Raw genomic sequence first — 16,451 nt, forward strand, 5'->3', positions numbered from 1 at the left:
GCAACCGTTAGGAACTGGCCGGTTGCCGCGAGGTTTCGTTAGGCAGCCCGTGCGGCCGGACGCTTGCCGCCGAAGCGGCGCTTGTTGTTGCCCTTGAAGGGTTTTGCACCTTCCGGCTTGCGCTCACCGGCAAAGGCCGGCTTGTCGCCGAAACGCTTCTTGCCGAAGCCGTTGTTCGGCTTCTTCTCGCCGCCCGGCCGCCTGCCGTCGCGACGGCCATTGCGGTCGCGATCGTTGGCAGGTTCGAAGCGCTCGTTCTTTTCCGCAGGATTGCGTGCGGGATCGGGGCTGCCGAGATGGTCGGCAACGATTGGCAGCTTCGTGCGGATGATGCGCTCGACCTGACGCAGCTTGCTGTTCTCCGAAGGATCGCAGAGCGTGATCGCGATGCCATCCATACCGTTGCGGCCGGTGCGGCCGATACGGTGGACATAGCTTTCGGCTTCGTCCGGCAGGTCGAAATTCACGACATGGCTGATGCCGGGCACGTCGATGCCGCGCGCGGCGATGTCGGTCGCGACCAGAATGCGCACCGATCCATCACGGAAATCATTCAGTGCCTTCTGACGGGCATTCTGCGACTTGTTGCCATGAATGACGGCGGCCTTGAAGCCGTCGCGTTCCAGGTCCTTGGTCACCCGGTCCGCGCCATGCTTGGTGCGCGAGAAGATGATGACGGACTTCATCGCTTCGTCGGCGAGCATCGTCGACAGCACCTGGCGCTTCTGCTTGGTGCGGGCGAAGACGACGCCCTGGACGATCTCTGCCGCCGCGGTGCTTTGCGGCGAGACCTCGATGCGGACCGGGTTCTTCAGGAGGCCCTTGGCGAGTTCGGCGATCTCGTCCGGCATGGTGGCCGAGAATAGCGCCGTCTGACGATCGGGCGCGGTCGCCTTGGCGATGCGCTTGACGTCGTTGATGAAGCCCATGTCGAGCATGCGGTCGCCCTCGTCCAGCACCAGCCATTTGGTGTCGGAGAGGATGAGGTCGCCCTCGCGCACCAGGTCGGTCAACCGGCCGGGCGTGGCGATAAGGATATCGACGCCGGGAGCAACCTTCTTCACCTGGCTGAAGCGCGAGACACCGCCCAGCACGAGTGCCGTCGAGACATGCGCGCCCTTGGCGAGGATCTTGATGGTGTCCTCGATCTGCACCGCGAGTTCGCGGGTCGGCGCCAGGATGAGCGCGCGGGTCGTCTTGGCGCGCCGCTTGGTGCCGAGTGCGATGATCTTCGACAGGATCGGCAGCGCGAAGGCAGCGGTCTTGCCGGAGCCGGTCTGGGCGATGCCGAAAATGTCACGGCCTTCCAGCTGCGGCGGGATCGCCTGCATCTGGATCGGCTTCGGTTCGGCGAAGCCGGCATTGTGGGTGGCCTTGAGCAGCGCACCGGTAATTCCCAGCGCCGCGAAACCGGAGAGTTCCGCGGTGTCGTTGCCGGGCAATGTGTTTTCGTTGGTCAAAATAATCTTCTTTCACGCGGCCTCTGGCCGCAAACGTCAATGGCGGCAGGGCGCAACCTGCCGTCGAAAATTTGATATGAAACGACAAGGCGGGCGGACGCGTGCGTCCACTCGGCTGCGCTGTCGTGCCCGCAGGCATCATGCCACGGGGCTTTTTCGCCACTTTGTGATGTACCGGAAGAGGGGCCGATATACCGGAAAGAGGGAAAACAGACGCAACCAGTCTCATTTGTCGAGAAGGCCGGAATCTCCCGGCCCAAGCGCCTATGGGCTGCATATGGCTGAGTTCGCCCCGGAATGCAAGGGGCGCGATGTTGCGGTGCAGCAAAAACCAGCCGGAAGCAGACGCTTGCACTCCCCGACTGGCATCATTACCACAAACGCAGCTTCCGATTTTGGGGATCGAACGATGAAGGACGTGCTGAAGGAACTCGAGCGGCGGCGCGACATCGCCCGCATGGGTGGCGGCCAGGCCCGCATCGATGCGCAGCACAAGAAGGGCAAGCTCACCGCGCGCGAACGCATCGAGGTGTTTCTGGACGAAGGCTCGTTCGAAGAATTCGACATGTATGTCGAGCACCGCTCGACCGATTTCGGCATGGAGAAGACCAAGATCGCCGGCGACGGCGTCGTCACCGGCTGGGGCACGGTCAATGGCCGTCCCGTTTACCTCTTCGCCAAGGATTTTACCGTGTTCGGCGGTTCGCTGTCGGAAGCCCATGCCGAGAAGGTCATCAAGGTGCAGGAGATGGCGCTGCGCAACCGTGCGCCAATCATCGGCCTCTACGATGCCGGCGGGGCGCGTATCCAGGAGGGCGTGGCAGCCCTCGGCGGCTATGCCGAGATCTTTCAGCGCAACGTGCTTGCGTCCGGCGTCATTCCGCAGATTTCGGTCATCATGGGCCCATGCGCCGGCGGTGACGTCTATTCGCCCGCCATGACCGACTTCATCTTCATGGTGCGCGACACCTCCTACATGTTCGTCACCGGACCGGACGTGGTGAAGACCGTGACCAATGAGACGGTGACCGCCGAGAGCCTCGGCGGCGCGTCGGTGCACACGACGAAGTCCTCGATCGCCGACGGCGCCTATGACAATGACGTCGAGGCGCTCTTGCAGATGCGGCGGCTGATCGACCTGTTGCCGGCTTCCAACACGTCGGAGATCCCCGAGATCGAATGCTACCAGTCGGTCACCGACCATGACATGTCGCTCGACCGGCTGATCCCCGACAACGCCAACAAGCCTTACGACATCAAGGAATTGATCCTGAAGGTCGCCGACGAGGGCGATTTCTTCGAGATCCAGCAGAGTTTTGCCAAGAACATCGTGACCGGTTTCGGCCGGGTCGAAGGCCGGACCGTCGGCTTTGTCGCCAACCAGCCGATGGTGCTGGCCGGCGTGCTCGATTCCGACGCCAGCCGCAAGGCGGCGCGCTTCGTGCGCTTCTGCGACTGTTTTTCTATTCCCATCGTCACCTTCGTCGATGTTCCAGGCTTTTTGCCGGGCACGGCGCAGGAATATGGCGGGCTGATCAAGCACGGCGCCAAGCTGCTTTTCGCCTATGCCGAGGCGACCGTGCCGAAGATCACCGTGATCACCCGCAAGGCCTATGGCGGCGCCTATGATGTGATGGCGTCAAAACATCTGCGCGGCGACATGAACTATGCCTGGCCGACGGCGCAGATCGCCGTCATGGGGGCGAGAGGCGCGGTCGAGATCATCTACCGCAAGGACATCGGCGATGCCGAAAAGATCGCGGCTCATACAAAGGCTTACGAGGACCGCTTCCTGTCGCCTTTCGTGGCCGCCGAGCGCGGCTATGTCGACGAGGTGATCATGCCGCATTCGACCCGCCGCCGCATGGCCCGGGCGCTTCGCATGCTGCGCAACAAGGATATCCAGAACCCCTGGAAGAAGCACGACAACATCCCGCTGTGAACGGCATCGAGGTCATCGCTCAAGTGCGGTTGAACAGCGCCCTCCTCCGGCAGCCACCAGTTCGCGCAGCACCGGCACCATCGCCAGCGGCAAATCCTCGGCGATCAACCCCGGTCCGAACCTTCTGCCGGTCTCGGCATGGATCCAGACCGCCGCGCAGGCCGCTTCGAAAGCCGGCATGCCTTGGGCAAGCAGTCCGGTCGTGATGCCGGACAACACATCGCCCGATCCTGCGGTGGCAAGCCAGGCCGCGCCGTTGGAATTGATCGCCGCCCTGCCATCGGGAGCGGCGACCACCGTGTCGGCGCCCTTGTAGACGATGACGGCATTGGCGCGCGCTGCCGCCGCGCGTGCCTTGTCCAGCTTGGACGAGACATTGTCATCGGCGATATCTGCGAACAGCCTGGCGAATTCGCCTTCGTGCGGTGTCATCACCAGCGCGGGCGCGTCCGGCCTGCGGGCGGCTTCGAACAAGACATCCGGCGCCTCACGAAACGAGGTGATCGCGTCGGCGTCGAAGACCAGGCCGTCAATTCCGGTGGACGCGGCCGGCTTGCCCGACGCGAGTAGCGCAAGTGCGAACGCCCGGGTTTTTTCGCCGATGCCAAAGCCGGGCCCGAGAACGAAGGCCGATGGCCGGCGCTCCCCGACGAATGCTTCTATGTCGGCAGCTTCGTCGGCCTTGCGCAGCATGATCGAGGTCAGGTGCGCGGCATTGACCTGCATGGCGTTGCCCGGCGACAGAACCGTCACCGCCCCTGCCCCGCTTCGGGCAGCGGCAAGGGCTGAGAGCCGCGCCGCGCCGGTGGCGTTCGGCCCGCCGGAAAAGACGCCGACATGACCGCGCTTGTATTTGTGGGCATCGATTGCCGGCACCGGTAAATCGCGCAACCAAAGCGCTGGTCCGTTCTCGAACGTGCGGGGCTGCAGCCTTGCGATGATCTCCGCCACTATGCCGATATCGGCAAGCACGATCTCGCCGCATCTTTCCCGGCCCGGCAGCAGCAGATGGCCGGGTTTCTTGCGCGCGAAGGTCACTGTGAGGTCTGCTGAAAACGACGTTCCGAGCACTTTGCCGCTGTCACCGGAAATGCCGGAAGGCAGGTCGACGGCGACAACCCGCAAATGCAGCTTGGCGGCCAGATTGACCGCCCTGGCGGCTTCGCCGGACAGCGGCTTGGACAGCCCTGCCCCATAAAGCGCATCGACCACGATCGAGCGGGGACCGGGATCAAAGTCCGATAGCGGTCGGGGCTTGATGGGGCATTCCGCGGCGGCGACTGCCGCGTCGCTACCCGGCCTCGGCGGGCCAGACGTCCAGACCGTGCTGGCGACACCGCTGCCGGCCAGAATGCGAGCGACGACATAACCGTCGCCGCCATTGTTGCCCGGACCGCATAACACATGGACATGCGCTGCCGAGGGATAGCGGCTGAGCACTTCGGTCGCGACGGCCTGCCCGGCACGGCGCATCAATCCAACGCCGTCGGTTGGACCTGCTGCAATTGTCAGCCGATCCGCCTCGCCCATCTCGGCGGAGGTAAGAAGTTCGTGGCTCATGGATTGCCGATCCGCATTCGATCAAGCATTGTCCAGTTTTCGGCTCGACGCAAACGGGGAGGAGTTGGCGCTGTCATGAGCACGTCGATCGGCGCGAGGATTGCAGGCACCGATCTGCCCGCAGGATGAGCAATTTGCCCGAATATTGGGCAGACATGCACAGTCGTGCCGGGTAGGCTGCAGCCATCTATGCCGCTTCCGATGCAGCGAATGACGCGAATTTGCATATGGGCGTGACATGACTTTGAAATCGTATGACACCGCTTCTGTTCCCTCCGACTGGCACAGTTCGTGCTTGATTGAGGCGCAAGCGGGGGCTCACAACCCGTTTTTTTGGCAGTGGAGGCCACTTTTTACATGAAAAAGATCGAAGCGATCATCAAGCCATTCAAGCTGGACGAAGTGAAGGAAGCGCTTCAGGAGGCCGGACTGCAAGGCATTACGGTGACCGAGGCCAAAGGCTTCGGCCGCCAGAAGGGTCATACCGAACTCTACCGCGGCGCTGAATATGTCGTCGATTTCCTGCCCAAGGTGAAAATCGAGGTCGTCCTTGGCGACGATGCCGTGGAAGGCGCGATCGAGGCAATCCGCAAGGCGGCCCAGACCGGCCGCATCGGCGACGGCAAGATCTTCGTCTCCAACATCGAGGAAGTGGTGCGCATCCGCACCGGCGAAACCGGAATGGACGCGGTTTGATCCGAGCCGGCCATCCTCTAAGAAACGTCATCTATCAAAAAACGTCAGCACACAGGGATTACATGACATGACGACAGCCAAAGACATCATGAAGCAGATCAAGGACAACGACGTGAAATTCGTCGACCTGCGCTTCACCGACCCGAAGGGCAAGCTGCAGCACGTCACCATGGATGTCGTCGAGGTCGAGGAAGACATGTTCGCCGACGGTGTCATGTTCGACGGCTCCTCGATCGCCGGCTGGAAGGCCATCAACGAATCCGACATGGTGCTGATGCCCGATCCGGACACCGTCCACATGGATCCGTTCTTCGCGCAGTCGACCATGGTCATCCTGTGCGACATTCTCGATCCGGTCTCGGGCGAATCCTACAACCGCGACCCGCGCGGCACCGCCAAGAAGGCCGAGGCCTACATGAAGTCGGAAGGCATCGGCGACACCATCTATGTCGGCCCGGAAGCCGAGTTCTTCGTGTTCGACGACGTGAAATACAAGGCCGATCCGTATAACACCGGCTTCAAGCTCGATTCGACGGAACTGCCGTCGAACGACGACACCGATTACGAGACCGGCAACCTCGGCCACCGCCCGCGCATCAAGGGCGGCTATTTCCCGGTGCCGCCGATCGATTCGGCGCAGGACATGCGCTCCGAAATGCTGACCGTACTCGCCGAAATGGGCGTGCGCGTCGAAAAGCACCACCACGAGGTGGCAGCCGCCCAGCACGAGCTCGGCATCAAGTTCGACACGCTTGTCCGCAACGCCGACAAGATGCTGATCTACAAGTACGTCGTGCACCAGGTCGCCAATGCCTATGGTAAGACGGCCACCTTCATGCCGAAGCCGATCTTCGGCGATAACGGCTCGGGCATGCACGTTCACCAGTCGATCTGGAAAGGCGGCAAGCCGACTTTCGCCGGCAATGAATATGCCGGTCTTTCGGAGAGCTGCCTGTTCTACATCGGCGGCATCATCAAGCATGCCAAGGCGATCAACGCCTTCACCAACCCGCTGACCAACTCCTACAAGCGCCTGGTGCCGGGCTACGAGGCGCCGGTGCTGCTCGCCTATTCGGCGCGCAACCGTTCGGCTTCCTGCCGCATCCCGTTCGGCAGCTCACCAAAGGCCAAGCGCGTCGAAGTCCGCTTCCCCGATCCGGGCGCGAACCCCTACCTCGCTTTCGCCGCCATGCTGATGGCAGGTCTCGACGGCATCAAGAACAAGATCCATCCGGGACAGCCGATGGACAAGGATCTCTACGACCTGCCGCCGAAGGAACTGAAGAAGATCCCGACCGTCTGCGGTTCGCTGCGCGAAGCGCTCCAGAGCCTCGACAAGGACCGCGGCTTCCTGAAGGCCGGCGGCGTCTTCGACGACGACCAGATCGATAGCTATATCGAGCTCAAGATGGCCGAAGTGATGCGCTTCGAAATGACCCCGCATCCGGTCGAGTACGACATGTACTATTCGGTCTAGGATTCCGCTCGAATAATGTTTCAAGGCCCTTGAAGGTTTTCCCCCTTCAAGGGCTTTTTGCTGATCCAAAGGCTCATCGATGGATTGCGTGCGGCCAGCCACGCAACGATGGTCAACTTGCTTTTTTGGGGGACGCAATCAATCGCCAGGAGCGAGCGGCACACTGCCTCAGGCTGCAATGCCCGCTCGTCCGGCGCCCCCGCCAATGCCGTCGTTCACGAAACCCCCGCCCCGTTCGAACAGCATCGCTTGGCGTAACCCCAAGGCCACGAATACGCATGCCGCGGCGTAGCCTGTCAACGCCGCCACACGGAGGCATAAATCGCCGATTTCAATGTATGAACAGTGGCTTATATAAAGGACCGCCGCGCATGAACCGAGCTGAAACAGGCTGTTTTCCGGGCTTTTTCAATGAAAACTTGGAACCGCACGAGACGAGTAGCGGCAAGGAGCGTCAGCCAAAGCCGCTCGTTTCGGTGAAACCGCTCGTTGTTTTTCAACCTGACTTTTTTTGGGGGAATTCGCCGCTCCAGGGCAGTCGGTGACGACGCTGACCGCGCGTGGCGTCATGTCGGGTCGGTAAAAAGAAAGGCCCGGGCGCTTCCGCCCAGGCCAGTATTGCAAGAACATCCATCTGCCGCGCATTGAAGCGCCCGCAAAACGGATCAGGCGGCGGCCGAAATCTCTGCGCTCGCCGGCACCGAAGCGATCGTCTTCAGGATCTGCGAGGCGATCTGGTAGGGGTCGCCCTGCGAGTTCGGACGGCGGTCCTCCAGATAGCCCTTGTAATCGTTCTTGACGAACGAATGCGGGACGCGGATCGAGGCGCCGCGATCGGCGATGCCATAGCTGAACCTGTTCCACGGCGCGGTCTCGTGCTTGCCGGTCAGACGCTTGTCGTTGTCCGGGCCGTAGACGGCGATGTGGTCCATCAGGTTCTTGTCGAAAGCCGCCATCAGCGCTTCGAAATAGGCCTTGCCGCCGACTTCACGCATATAGGTGGTCGAGAAATTGGCATGCATGCCCGAGCCGTTCCAGTCGGTGTCGCCGAGGGGCTTGCAGTGGTATTCGATGTCGATGCCGTATTTTTCGGTCAAGCGCTGCATCAGATAGCGGGCCATCCACATCTGGTCGGCGGCCTTTTTGGAACCCTTGCCGAATATCTGGAATTCCCACTGCCCCTTCGCCACTTCGGCGTTGATGCCTTCATGGTTGATGCCGGCCGCGAGGCAGAGATCAAGATGTTCCTCGACGATCTGGCGCGCAACGGAGCCGACATTCGAGTAGCCGACGCCGGTATAGTACGGCCCCTGTGGTGCGGGATAGCCGCTCTCGGGGAAGCCGAGCGGACGCCCGTCCTTGTAGAAGAAATATTCCTGCTCGAAGCCGAACCAGGCGCCTTCGTCGTCGAGGACGGTGGCGCGCTTGTTGGATGCATGCGGCGTAACACCGTCGGGCATCATGACTTCGCACATGACGAGCACGCCGTTGGTGCGGGCCGGATCGGGATAGACCGCGACCGGCTTCAGCACGCAATCGGAGCTGTGGCCCTCGGCCTGCTGCGTCGAGGATCCGTCGAAACCCCACAGCGGCAGCTGCTCGAGCGTCGGGAACTCAGCGAATTCCTTGATCTGCGTCTTGCCGCGAAGATTCGGGACCGGGGTGTATCCATCGAGCCAGATATACTCGAGCTTGTATTTGGTCATTCTAGAGCCTCTCGTTGCTTGGACACCGCAAGCAGGCGGATGTCGATGCATGGCCGAAACAGGCCGGCCTGCCGATGGATAAAAAGCAATTCGTGTGCCACTCGGCGCTCGCAAGGTGCGGCAAAAACGATCGTGCCCAGGCGATTATTTTAATGAGCCGCCTCAGCAATGCATGCGGATGATCCGGCAGCAATATTGCTTAAATCATAGGCAAATCATGATCTTTTCATAGGCATATTGCCTAAATGAATCGCAGGACCTATTTTGGTGAAAGCTGAATCAACGAGCGCCTGAAAAAACGGGGAGACCGGCAATGCAAGTCACGCAATCGCGTCCGTCGGCGAAAATCCTGATGTTCCCGCTGGCAGCTCGCAGGACTGCCTTAAATTTAGGCGCCAAGGCCAAATTCGCGGCAGAGCTTGCCGCGCTTCGCGGCGAGCATGCCGATTTCGATGGCTGGTACCACGAGGCCGCCGTCGAGGAAGAAGACCCGCAGCGGAAGGGCTGAACCCTTCCACGTCGATCTTGATAAAAAAGCCCGGCGCGATCGCTCGCGCCGGGCTTTTCGTTCTGGCCTACCGACTATTCCTTGGCGTGCAGGTCGGTGCCGAGCGTGTCCTTGACGAAGATCATGCCGATGATCAGCGTCATCGCCGCGATGACCACCGGATACCAAAGGCCGTAGTAGATGTCGCCCTTGTAGGCGCTGAGCGCGAACACCGTCGCCGGCAGCAGGCCGCCGAACCAGCCATTGCCGATGTGGTAGGGCAATGACATGCCCGTGTAGCGAATGCGAGTCGGGAACATCTCGACAAGGATCGCCGCGATCGGCCCATAGACCATGGTCACGAACAGGACCAGGATGAACAGGATGCCGATCGTCATCGGCCAGTTAACCGCCGCCGGATCGGCGAACATGGCAAAGGCGCCGCCGCCCGGTATGTTGTAGACGGTGACCTCGGGTGCGCCCGCTGCCTCATCGGCGGTCAAGAGCTTGTCCTTAACCGCCTGGTCGGTCGGCACCGCTGCCTTTTCGCCGCCGCGGATGGCGGCTGCGTCGAGCTTAAGTTCAGGATTGGCTGCGATGAAGGCATCAAGTTTCTGGTCCGCGACCTTGATCGCCGCTCGCTTCAACGGATAGCCGCCGTCCTGCAAGGACATGTTGACTGCCTTGACGAAGGCGGCGTCCTTGGCCTTGGCCTGATCGCCGGCGGCGACCGCATCGTAGGACGCCACTGTCTCTGTACCGATCTTGACTGACGCAGGCGTCCCGGCCGCTGCCGTCGACACCACTTCATAGGGAACCGAGTTCTTGGTCAGGAACGAAGTCGCGATGTCGCAGGACGTCGTGAACTTCGCCGTGCCGACCGGATTGAACTGGAACTTGCAGTCGCCGGGAGCTGCCGTCACCGTTGCCCGAGTGCTCTGCTGAGCCTTGGCGAGCGCCGGATTGGCGGCCCAGGTCAACGCCTTGAACAGCGGGAAGGTACAGACGATGGCCAGCGCAAGGCCAGCCATGATGATCGGCTTGCGGCCGATCTTGTCGGAGAGCCAGCCGAAGACGACGAAGAAGATCGAGCCGATAGCCAGCGCGATGGCGATCATGATGTTGACCGACTGCGCGTCGACCTTCAGCACGTTCTGCAGGAAGAACAGCGCGTAGAACTGGCCATTGTACCAAACCACGGCCTGACCGGCGGTGAGGCCGAGCAGCGCCAGGAGCGCGATCTTGGCGTTCTTCCACTGACCAAAGGCTTCCGAGAGCGGCGCCTTTGAGCCCTTGCCTTCGTCCTTCATCTTCTGGAAGGTCGGAGACTCCGAGAGTGACAACCGGATCCAGATCGAAACGGCGAGCAGCAGGAAAGAGACGATGAACGGAATGCGCCAGCCCCAGGCGGCGTAGGTCTCCTTGCTCAGCGATCCCTGCACGATCAGGATGACGATCAGCGACAGGAACAGGCCGAGCGTCGCTGTTGTCTGGATCCATGAGGTGTAGAAGCCACGGCGGTCATCGGGTGCATGTTCGGCGACATAGGTCGCCGCGCCGCCATATTCGCCGCCCAGCGCCAAACCCTGCAGCATGCGCAGGACGATAAGGATCACCGGAGCCGCGATGCCCAAGGTTGCATAGCCGGGCAGCAGACCGACCAGGAAGGTCGACAGGCCCATGATCGTCATTGTGACCAGGAACGTGTATTTGCGGCCGACGAGGTCGCCGATGCGACCGAACAGCAGCGCGCCGAACGGGCGAACCAGGAAGCCTGCGGCAAAGGCCAGCAGCGCGAAGATGTTGCGCGTTGCCTCGGGAATGGTCGGACTGAAAAAGGTCGAGCCGATGAAAGCCGCCAGTGAGCCGTAGAGATAGAAATCGTACCATTCGAAAACAGTGCCGAGCGAGGAAGCGAAGATGACTTTCTTCTCCTCCCGCGTCATGCCGCGGCTCGTTCCGCCGGCGGTCGATGCCATTGCCATAGAGCTATCCTCCCGTGAGACTTCGATGCTGTGCGCCGACGTCCGCGTTCTCCTCCGAACGCGGACTCAAAGACGCAGCCAACACAGGAAAAATGGCAGAAAGGGCGGGGAAAGGGCACCGCGACGATGGGATTATGACTTTCGTATTAGGTGCAGTGCGAAGGCGGAGCGAAGCCCTCAGGCCCGCAGCGCTTCGAGCAAGCTGACGGCGGCCATCATGTCCCATTTGCGAGCGGCGCGGCGCGCGACGGCTTCGGCGTCCTGTCCCCACTGTGCGATCTGCCAGTCCTCATCGACATGGCCGGCGGCCCAGGCCTCCTCGCCGTCGAGCTCGCCGAAATCGACCGCCAACGCCAGCAATGCCGAGCCGGTCAACGATGTCATGACATGGATGGCGGCAAGGCGCAGCGGTTCGGCGCGTTGCGCCAGATGGCTGCCCAGCACGGCAATGGTTTCGCGTGGCTGCTCGACATGGATGATGCCCTCGGCAAGCTTGAAACGGGCCCCAAGTGCCGCGCGGGCCCAGTCGATGACGGGATCCCACCGCTCGTTCTGGCGCTCGACCAGCTCTTGCGGTGCATCGGCGCGATAACAGAGCAGATCCGACGAGGCAAAACGCAGAATGTCTTCCAGCACCGCCTGCGGATCGCTGGCCACGCCATCGATTGCGGTGTTGACCAGCCGCATCACCGGCATCGTCATCGGATTGATCGTCTCGCCCTGTTCCGCGAACTCGCCGGCAACCAGCGTCGCGGCCGCCTCGGTCGGCAGCGCCAGCATTGCCTTGCCCGGCGTGCGCACCGGCTTGCCGTCGAGACGGACGGCAAAGCCACCTTCCGCCGACGCGACCGAGACCTCCTTATAGAAGCGCTTGGGCAGCGGCGTCTTCATCTGGATCTGGGCGCGACGCACCGGATCCGGATCGGAAAGATACTTGCCCGCTTCGAGGTCGTTGAGGATATCACGCATGAAGTGCCTTTCTTACACCGGTATCAGCTTGCGTGCCGGCCGGTTGACGATGATCAGGCCGGCCGCAATCAATCCAAGTGCAAGAAAAATGCGAATGGTCAGCGGCTCGTTCAAGATGATCGCACCGCACAGGACACCGAAGACCGGCGACAGGAAGGTGAAGCTGGACAAGCCTGAAGCCGGATAGCGGCGCAGCAGCCAGAACCAGAGCACATAGGTGAAAGCGACGATATAGACCGCCTGGAAAAGCAGCGCCAATGTCGGCAACAGGGACGGATCGCGCACCGGTGGGCCGGCAAGAGGTAGCACCATCATGCCAACGATCGCCGCGCCGGCGAGTTGATAGAGCAGCAGTTTTTCCGCACTCGCCTCGACCAGTTTTGATCGTTTGATAAGGATATTGGTCAGGGCCCAGAAAAACCCCGAACCGAGGCTCAGGAGATCACCGAACAGCATGTCTCCGCTACCGCCGAGCTTGTCGGAAAAGACCGTGGCAAGACCGGCGAAGGCCAACAGCAGGCCGAGGGAGTTGCGCATGGTGATCTGTTCGCCGAGCAGGAAATGGCCGCCGATCAGCATCCAGAACGGCATTGAGTTGACCAGCAGCGTATTGCGCGCCACGGTCGTATGCTCCAGGCCAACGTAGAGACAAAGGAACTCAACGCCGAAAAGCACGCCGACCGCAATGCCCGCCGGCAATGTCCCATCCCTGCTGAACAGCGCAATGCCGCGCCAGCGGCACCAGAGAAAGACGCAGAAACCACCGATGACCGAACGCGCGATCGATAGGAAGACGGGATCATAGCCTGCATAGGAGATCTTGGCGGCGACGTAGTTCAGCCCCCAGGAAAAGGTCAGGCCGACCATGATGGCGGCTGCGGCCATGTCGACCGCGTCGCGCCGATCGAGCGCATCGGTGGCGCCGCTCACGGTTAGTCCTCCGCGCTGGCGTCGTCGAAGCCGATCAGGTTCCAGCTCTGGCGCATATGCGGCGGCATCGGAGCGGTGACATCGATGACGCCCTTGTCCGGGTGCGGGATAATGATGCGGCGCGCGTGCAGATGCAGGCGGTTTTGAATGCCGCCAGGAAAATCCCAGTTGGTGTCGGCCTCGAAGTATTTCGGGTCGCCGATGATCGGGCAGCCGATATGGGCGGCATGGACGCGAAGCTGGTGTGTGCGGCCGGTATAAGGTTCCATCTCCAGCCAGGTCATGGTCTGCGCCGCCTGCTCGATAATGCGATAATAGGACACGGCATGGTCGGCGCCTTTTTCGCCATGCGCGGCAATGCGCACGCGGTCGCCGTCCGGCGTAGCCTCCTTGATCAGCCAGGTCGAGATCTTGTCCTCGCGCTTGGGCGGCACGCCCTTGACCAGCGCCCAGTAGGTCTTCTTGGTTTCCCGCGCCCGGAACGCCTCTGAAAGCTTCATCGCGGCCAGCCTGGTGCGGGCCACCACCAGCACGCCCGACGTGTCGCGGTCGAGCCGGTGCACCAGCCGCGGCTTCTCGCCTTTCTGGCTGCGCCAGGCTTCCAGCATGTCGTCGACATTGCGGGTAACGCCGGAGCCGCCCTGAACGGCGAGGCCCGCCGGCTTGTTGAAGACGAAGACCTTTGGGTCCTCGTGGATCAGCATCTTGGCGAGCACATCGGCGTCGCCCTGGTTGCGGATCGAGTGGCCGGTGAGCGCGCTCTCGCCCTTCTTGTCCACCTCGAGCGGCGGAACGCGGACCATCTGCCCCGGCTCGACGCGGGTGTCGGCCTTGACCCGGCCGCCATCGACGCGGATCTGGCCGGAGCGCAGCAGCTTCTGTAGATGGCCGAAGCCAAGGCCCGGGAAATGCGTCTTGAACCAGCGATCGAGCCGCATGCCCGCCTCGCCGGCCTCCACAGTGATCTGTTCAACGCCTGCCATGTCTTCTTCGCTTATCCGATTCCCGAGCAGGGCTCTTGGCCTGCGCTTGGCGCGGCAATAACATTATGAAACGGTTCTTGCGAGCCAAAGTCCCAGAAACAGGGCAATGATCGCGCCAACGACGCTGGCAAGCGCATATCCGAACGCCGGCAGTGTCGAGCCGCGTTCCCACAGAGCCGCGAAATCGAGCGAAAAGGCGGAGAAGGTGGTGAAGCCCCCGAGAATGCCGGTAGCAACGAACAGCCTGACCTCATTGGACCCGCCGCGACGCGCAAGGATGGCGATGAACAGCCCCATCGCAAACGAGCCGACGATGTTGATCGCCATCGTGCTCCAGGGATAATTGGGACCGACGAGGCGCAGCGCGCCCATGCTGGTCAGATGGCGGATGCCGGCGCCGATGCCGCCGCCGACGGCTACGAGAAGCAGATTGAACATAGAACTTTACTGCCCCCGCGAGGACGCCGGCGTCAATCCCTTGAGCGGGGTGACGCAGCTTCGGGGAATGGCAGAGATAGTCGACCTATCAAGAACCGGGCTTCCAACTCACGTAGCGCAATCACTGCCGTGACGCATTCAGGATACTGCCGGCTCTGCCGGCAGTATCGACAGATCTTCAACTTAGGTGGTTTCGACCTTCTTCGGCTTTGTCGAGCCAATCATCTTCCAGTTCTTGTAGAACATCGAGTTGATGCGCTCGACGCTTACCGAGACGACCGCAAGCATGCCAGCGATCAGGCGGGGCACCGGGGATGGCCTGATAATATCCATGAACACGCAGTAGCGGCGGCCATCATACTCGTTGACCGAGCGATGCAGCAGCGTGTCGTCGAAAATGAACTGCGGATTGTCGTACCAGTAGTTCTTGACGTTGCCGCATTCGACGAAAATCTCCGCTTTCACCGGGATCAGATTGTAGAGGATGCGCAGGCTGAGCCGCAGCGGTCCGAAATGCCAGGAGGTCGATTCGCGCTTGCTGAAGACGGAAACGGCAATCGTCTTGATGTATTTGAAATCCTTGTTGAATTCCTCGACGTTGTCGATCCTGTGCTTGCCGTACCACTGGTAGACATACATGCCGCGCCGGCCGGCGCCGAAATTGGCGTCGATGTCGGCGATGATCTCATCCTTGCGCGCCTTGAAGACATCAAGGACCTCATTGACCTCGCGCTGATAGTCGGCGGGAAACTGCTCCAGCTTCCACACGCCCGGATTTCTGTAGCACAGGAGATCGACCAGCAGGTTGAAGGGCGACAGCAACCAGGTGAAGAGCCCGTTGCCAAGGAAGTAGCCGCTGAACAACGCCAAATCCTTCCTGTCGTTGCGCAACACGTCGATCAGACCACAGACGATGAAGATCGTCGTCAGGATCGGGATGAAATAGAAGCCAAGGGCGAGAAGCGGGATGGCAATGGCGAATTTGCGAAGGGATTTGCGAAGGGTTTTTGTCATTTTTCCACGCGCGAAGCGCGATCCTGTTGCGAATGAGGTGCCCAATCATGGCAACGGCCACCGCCCGACCGTGCGCCTTGATAAGGTTTTTTGGGTCACCGCACAACGGCCATGGTGTCTGGCCGGGCTGGTTGCCTGGTGGAGTTTGCCGGGCGTCAATGCACTGCCGGCAAGCCAAGCTCGTCCCATTTGTCCCTGGCCACGGGATCGCCGACCAGGAATTCAAAGCCAATGACGCTTTCGCCGTCCTTGGCGAGCTGGCATTTGAACTTCAGACTGTACCAGTTTTTACGGCTGCGAAAGGCCGCACCATTAGCGGCGATCGTCGTGCCGGTGATCTTCTCCTCCGCGGTCGCGTAGGGCACCACCCGCTCCGGCTGGAAATCCGCATGCCATTGGCGGATTTGGTCCATGGCCTCCAGATTGCAAAGCTGCACCATGCGCTCATCGGATGCGAAGGTCTTGAGATCGGCGCGGGCCTGCTTGCTGCGCGGATCGGCGAGGGTCTTGGCCGACAGCATCCGCGTTGGGCGGATCATGGCGGGCGTGGCGGGAAATCGAGGAGCGCTTGGAGCAGGCGCCGGTGCCTCGGGCATGGGTGCGCGGGGTGCCTCCTCGATGGGAGGTGCGGGCGGCCTTGTCGAAACCTCGAATTGCTGTGGCGTCAGGATGGCGACCGACACGCGCTCCTCCTCTGGCCCGCTCGAGCGCTTCGGCGATGGTAACAACATAACGCTGGCGGCGAGCAGCCCATGCAGGAGAACCGAAGTGGAAATCCCCCAGGGCGAGGCCTCGTTTCGCACT

General features: G+C 61.6%; 15 protein-coding genes. 5 read left to right on the forward strand and 10 right to left on the reverse strand.

What is annotated here, in order from left to right; all coding sequences use genetic code 11:
• Positions 1-38 precede the first annotated feature (38 nt).
• Positions 39-1,460: a DEAD/DEAH box helicase gene (locus LB557_RS00645; RefSeq protein WP_015317958.1), complete on the reverse strand. Its 1,422-nt coding sequence runs from the start codon at positions 1,458-1,460 to the stop codon at positions 39-41.
• Positions 1,461-1,869: 409 nt separating this feature from the next.
• On the opposite strand from LB557_RS00645, the gene LB557_RS00650 reads away from it, so the two are divergent.
• Positions 1,870-3,402: an acyl-CoA carboxylase subunit beta gene (locus LB557_RS00650; protein ID WP_015317959.1), complete on the forward strand. Its 1,533-nt coding sequence runs from the start codon at positions 1,870-1,872 to the stop codon at positions 3,400-3,402.
• 12 nt (positions 3,403-3,414) lie between these two features.
• Here the strand turns inward: LB557_RS00650 and LB557_RS00655 are convergent, their stop codons facing one another.
• Positions 3,415-4,962, reverse strand: a complete 1,548-nt coding sequence (locus LB557_RS00655; protein ID WP_224642879.1) for an NAD(P)H-hydrate dehydratase — start codon at positions 4,960-4,962, stop codon at positions 3,415-3,417.
• Between the two features lie 357 nt (positions 4,963-5,319).
• Between LB557_RS00655 and LB557_RS00660 the strand changes: the two genes are divergently transcribed.
• Together LB557_RS00660 and glnA are read left to right on the forward strand one after the other, a co-directional pair.
• Positions 5,320-5,658, forward strand: coding sequence for a P-II family nitrogen regulator (locus LB557_RS00660; protein ID WP_006205430.1), 339 nt, complete (start codon positions 5,320-5,322; stop codon positions 5,656-5,658).
• A gap of 67 nt (positions 5,659-5,725) precedes the next feature.
• Positions 5,726-7,135 carry a type I glutamate--ammonia ligase gene (glnA, locus tag LB557_RS00665; RefSeq protein ID WP_015317961.1) on the forward strand — a complete coding sequence of 470 codons (1,410 nt, stop codon included), beginning with the start codon at positions 5,726-5,728 and terminating at the stop codon, positions 7,133-7,135.
• Between the two features lie 665 nt (positions 7,136-7,800).
• Here the strand turns inward: glnA and LB557_RS00670 are convergent.
• Entirely contained in the window at positions 7,801-8,841 is a 1,041-nt protein-coding gene (locus tag LB557_RS00670) for a glutamine synthetase beta-grasp domain-containing protein (RefSeq protein ID WP_140823553.1), read from the reverse strand.
• Positions 8,842-8,855: 14 nt separating this feature from the next.
• On the opposite strand from LB557_RS00670, the gene LB557_RS00675 reads away from it, so the two are divergent.
• Both LB557_RS00675 and LB557_RS00680 read left to right on the forward strand, forming a co-directional pair.
• Positions 8,856-9,023, forward strand: a complete 168-nt coding sequence (locus LB557_RS00675) for a hypothetical protein (RefSeq protein ID WP_224642880.1) — start codon at positions 8,856-8,858, stop codon at positions 9,021-9,023.
• A gap of 131 nt (positions 9,024-9,154) precedes the next feature.
• On the forward strand, positions 9,155-9,349 hold the full coding sequence (locus LB557_RS00680; RefSeq protein WP_140823554.1) for a DUF2735 domain-containing protein: 195 nt from the start codon (positions 9,155-9,157) through the stop codon (positions 9,347-9,349).
• Between the two features lie 74 nt (positions 9,350-9,423).
• Here the strand turns inward: LB557_RS00680 and LB557_RS00685 are convergent, their stop codons facing one another.
• From LB557_RS00685 to LB557_RS00715, 7 genes are all read right to left on the reverse strand, one after another.
• Entirely contained in the window at positions 9,424-11,313 is a 1,890-nt protein-coding gene (locus LB557_RS00685) for an MFS transporter (RefSeq protein WP_140717269.1), read from the reverse strand.
• A 177-nt stretch (positions 11,314-11,490) separates the two neighbouring features.
• Positions 11,491-12,282 carry an ATP12 family chaperone protein gene (locus tag LB557_RS00690; protein ID WP_224642881.1) on the reverse strand — a complete coding sequence of 264 codons (792 nt, stop codon included), beginning with the start codon at positions 12,280-12,282 and terminating at the stop codon, positions 11,491-11,493.
• Positions 12,283-12,294: 12 nt separating this feature from the next.
• Positions 12,295-13,167: a DMT family transporter gene (locus LB557_RS00695; protein WP_224642893.1), complete on the reverse strand. Its 873-nt coding sequence runs from the start codon at positions 13,165-13,167 to the stop codon at positions 12,295-12,297.
• A gap of 47 nt (positions 13,168-13,214) precedes the next feature.
• Positions 13,215-14,195 carry an RluA family pseudouridine synthase gene (locus tag LB557_RS00700; protein WP_015317967.1) on the reverse strand — a complete coding sequence of 327 codons (981 nt, stop codon included), beginning with the start codon at positions 14,193-14,195 and terminating at the stop codon, positions 13,215-13,217.
• 63 nt (positions 14,196-14,258) lie between these two features.
• Positions 14,259-14,633: a fluoride efflux transporter CrcB gene (gene crcB / locus LB557_RS00705; RefSeq protein WP_224642882.1), complete on the reverse strand. Its 375-nt coding sequence runs from the start codon at positions 14,631-14,633 to the stop codon at positions 14,259-14,261.
• Positions 14,634-14,816: 183 nt separating this feature from the next.
• Positions 14,817-15,647, reverse strand: coding sequence for an aspartyl/asparaginyl beta-hydroxylase domain-containing protein (locus tag LB557_RS00710; RefSeq protein WP_015317969.1), 831 nt, complete (start codon positions 15,645-15,647; stop codon positions 14,817-14,819).
• 155 nt (positions 15,648-15,802) lie between these two features.
• Positions 15,803-16,450, reverse strand: coding sequence for a DUF930 domain-containing protein (locus LB557_RS00715; protein ID WP_411970516.1), 648 nt, complete (start codon positions 16,448-16,450; stop codon positions 15,803-15,805).
• Position 16,451 lies beyond the last annotated feature (1 nt).

Source organism: Mesorhizobium sp. BR115XR7A (genome assembly GCF_020165315.1).
Classification (GTDB): Bacteria; Pseudomonadota; Alphaproteobacteria; order Rhizobiales; family Rhizobiaceae; genus Mesorhizobium; species Mesorhizobium australicum.

Coding starts and splice junctions, on each gene's coding strand:
- LB557_RS00710 (WP_015317969.1), bottom strand. CDS start 15,647: ATGACAAAAACCCTTCGCAAATCCCTTCGCAAATTCGCCATTGCCATC.
- glnA (WP_015317961.1), top strand. CDS start 5,726: ATGACGACAGCCAAAGACATCATGAAGCAGATCAAGGACAACGACGTG.
- crcB (WP_224642882.1), bottom strand. CDS start 14,633: ATGTTCAATCTGCTTCTCGTAGCCGTCGGCGGCGGCATCGGCGCCGGC.
- LB557_RS00660 (WP_006205430.1), top strand. CDS start 5,320: ATGAAAAAGATCGAAGCGATCATCAAGCCATTCAAGCTGGACGAAGTG.
- LB557_RS00680 (WP_140823554.1), top strand. CDS start 9,155: ATGCAAGTCACGCAATCGCGTCCGTCGGCGAAAATCCTGATGTTCCCG.
- LB557_RS00655 (WP_224642879.1), bottom strand. CDS start 4,962: ATGAGCCACGAACTTCTTACCTCCGCCGAGATGGGCGAGGCGGATCGG.
- LB557_RS00670 (WP_140823553.1), bottom strand. CDS start 8,841: ATGACCAAATACAAGCTCGAGTATATCTGGCTCGATGGATACACCCCG.
- LB557_RS00695 (WP_224642893.1), bottom strand. CDS start 13,167: ATGGCCGCAGCCGCCATCATGGTCGGCCTGACCTTTTCCTGGGGGCTG.
- LB557_RS00650 (WP_015317959.1), top strand. CDS start 1,870: ATGAAGGACGTGCTGAAGGAACTCGAGCGGCGGCGCGACATCGCCCGC.
- LB557_RS00685 (WP_140717269.1), bottom strand. CDS start 11,313: ATGGCAATGGCATCGACCGCCGGCGGAACGAGCCGCGGCATGACGCGG.
- LB557_RS00690 (WP_224642881.1), bottom strand. CDS start 12,282: ATGCGTGATATCCTCAACGACCTCGAAGCGGGCAAGTATCTTTCCGAT.
- LB557_RS00700 (WP_015317967.1), bottom strand. CDS start 14,195: ATGGCAGGCGTTGAACAGATCACTGTGGAGGCCGGCGAGGCGGGCATG.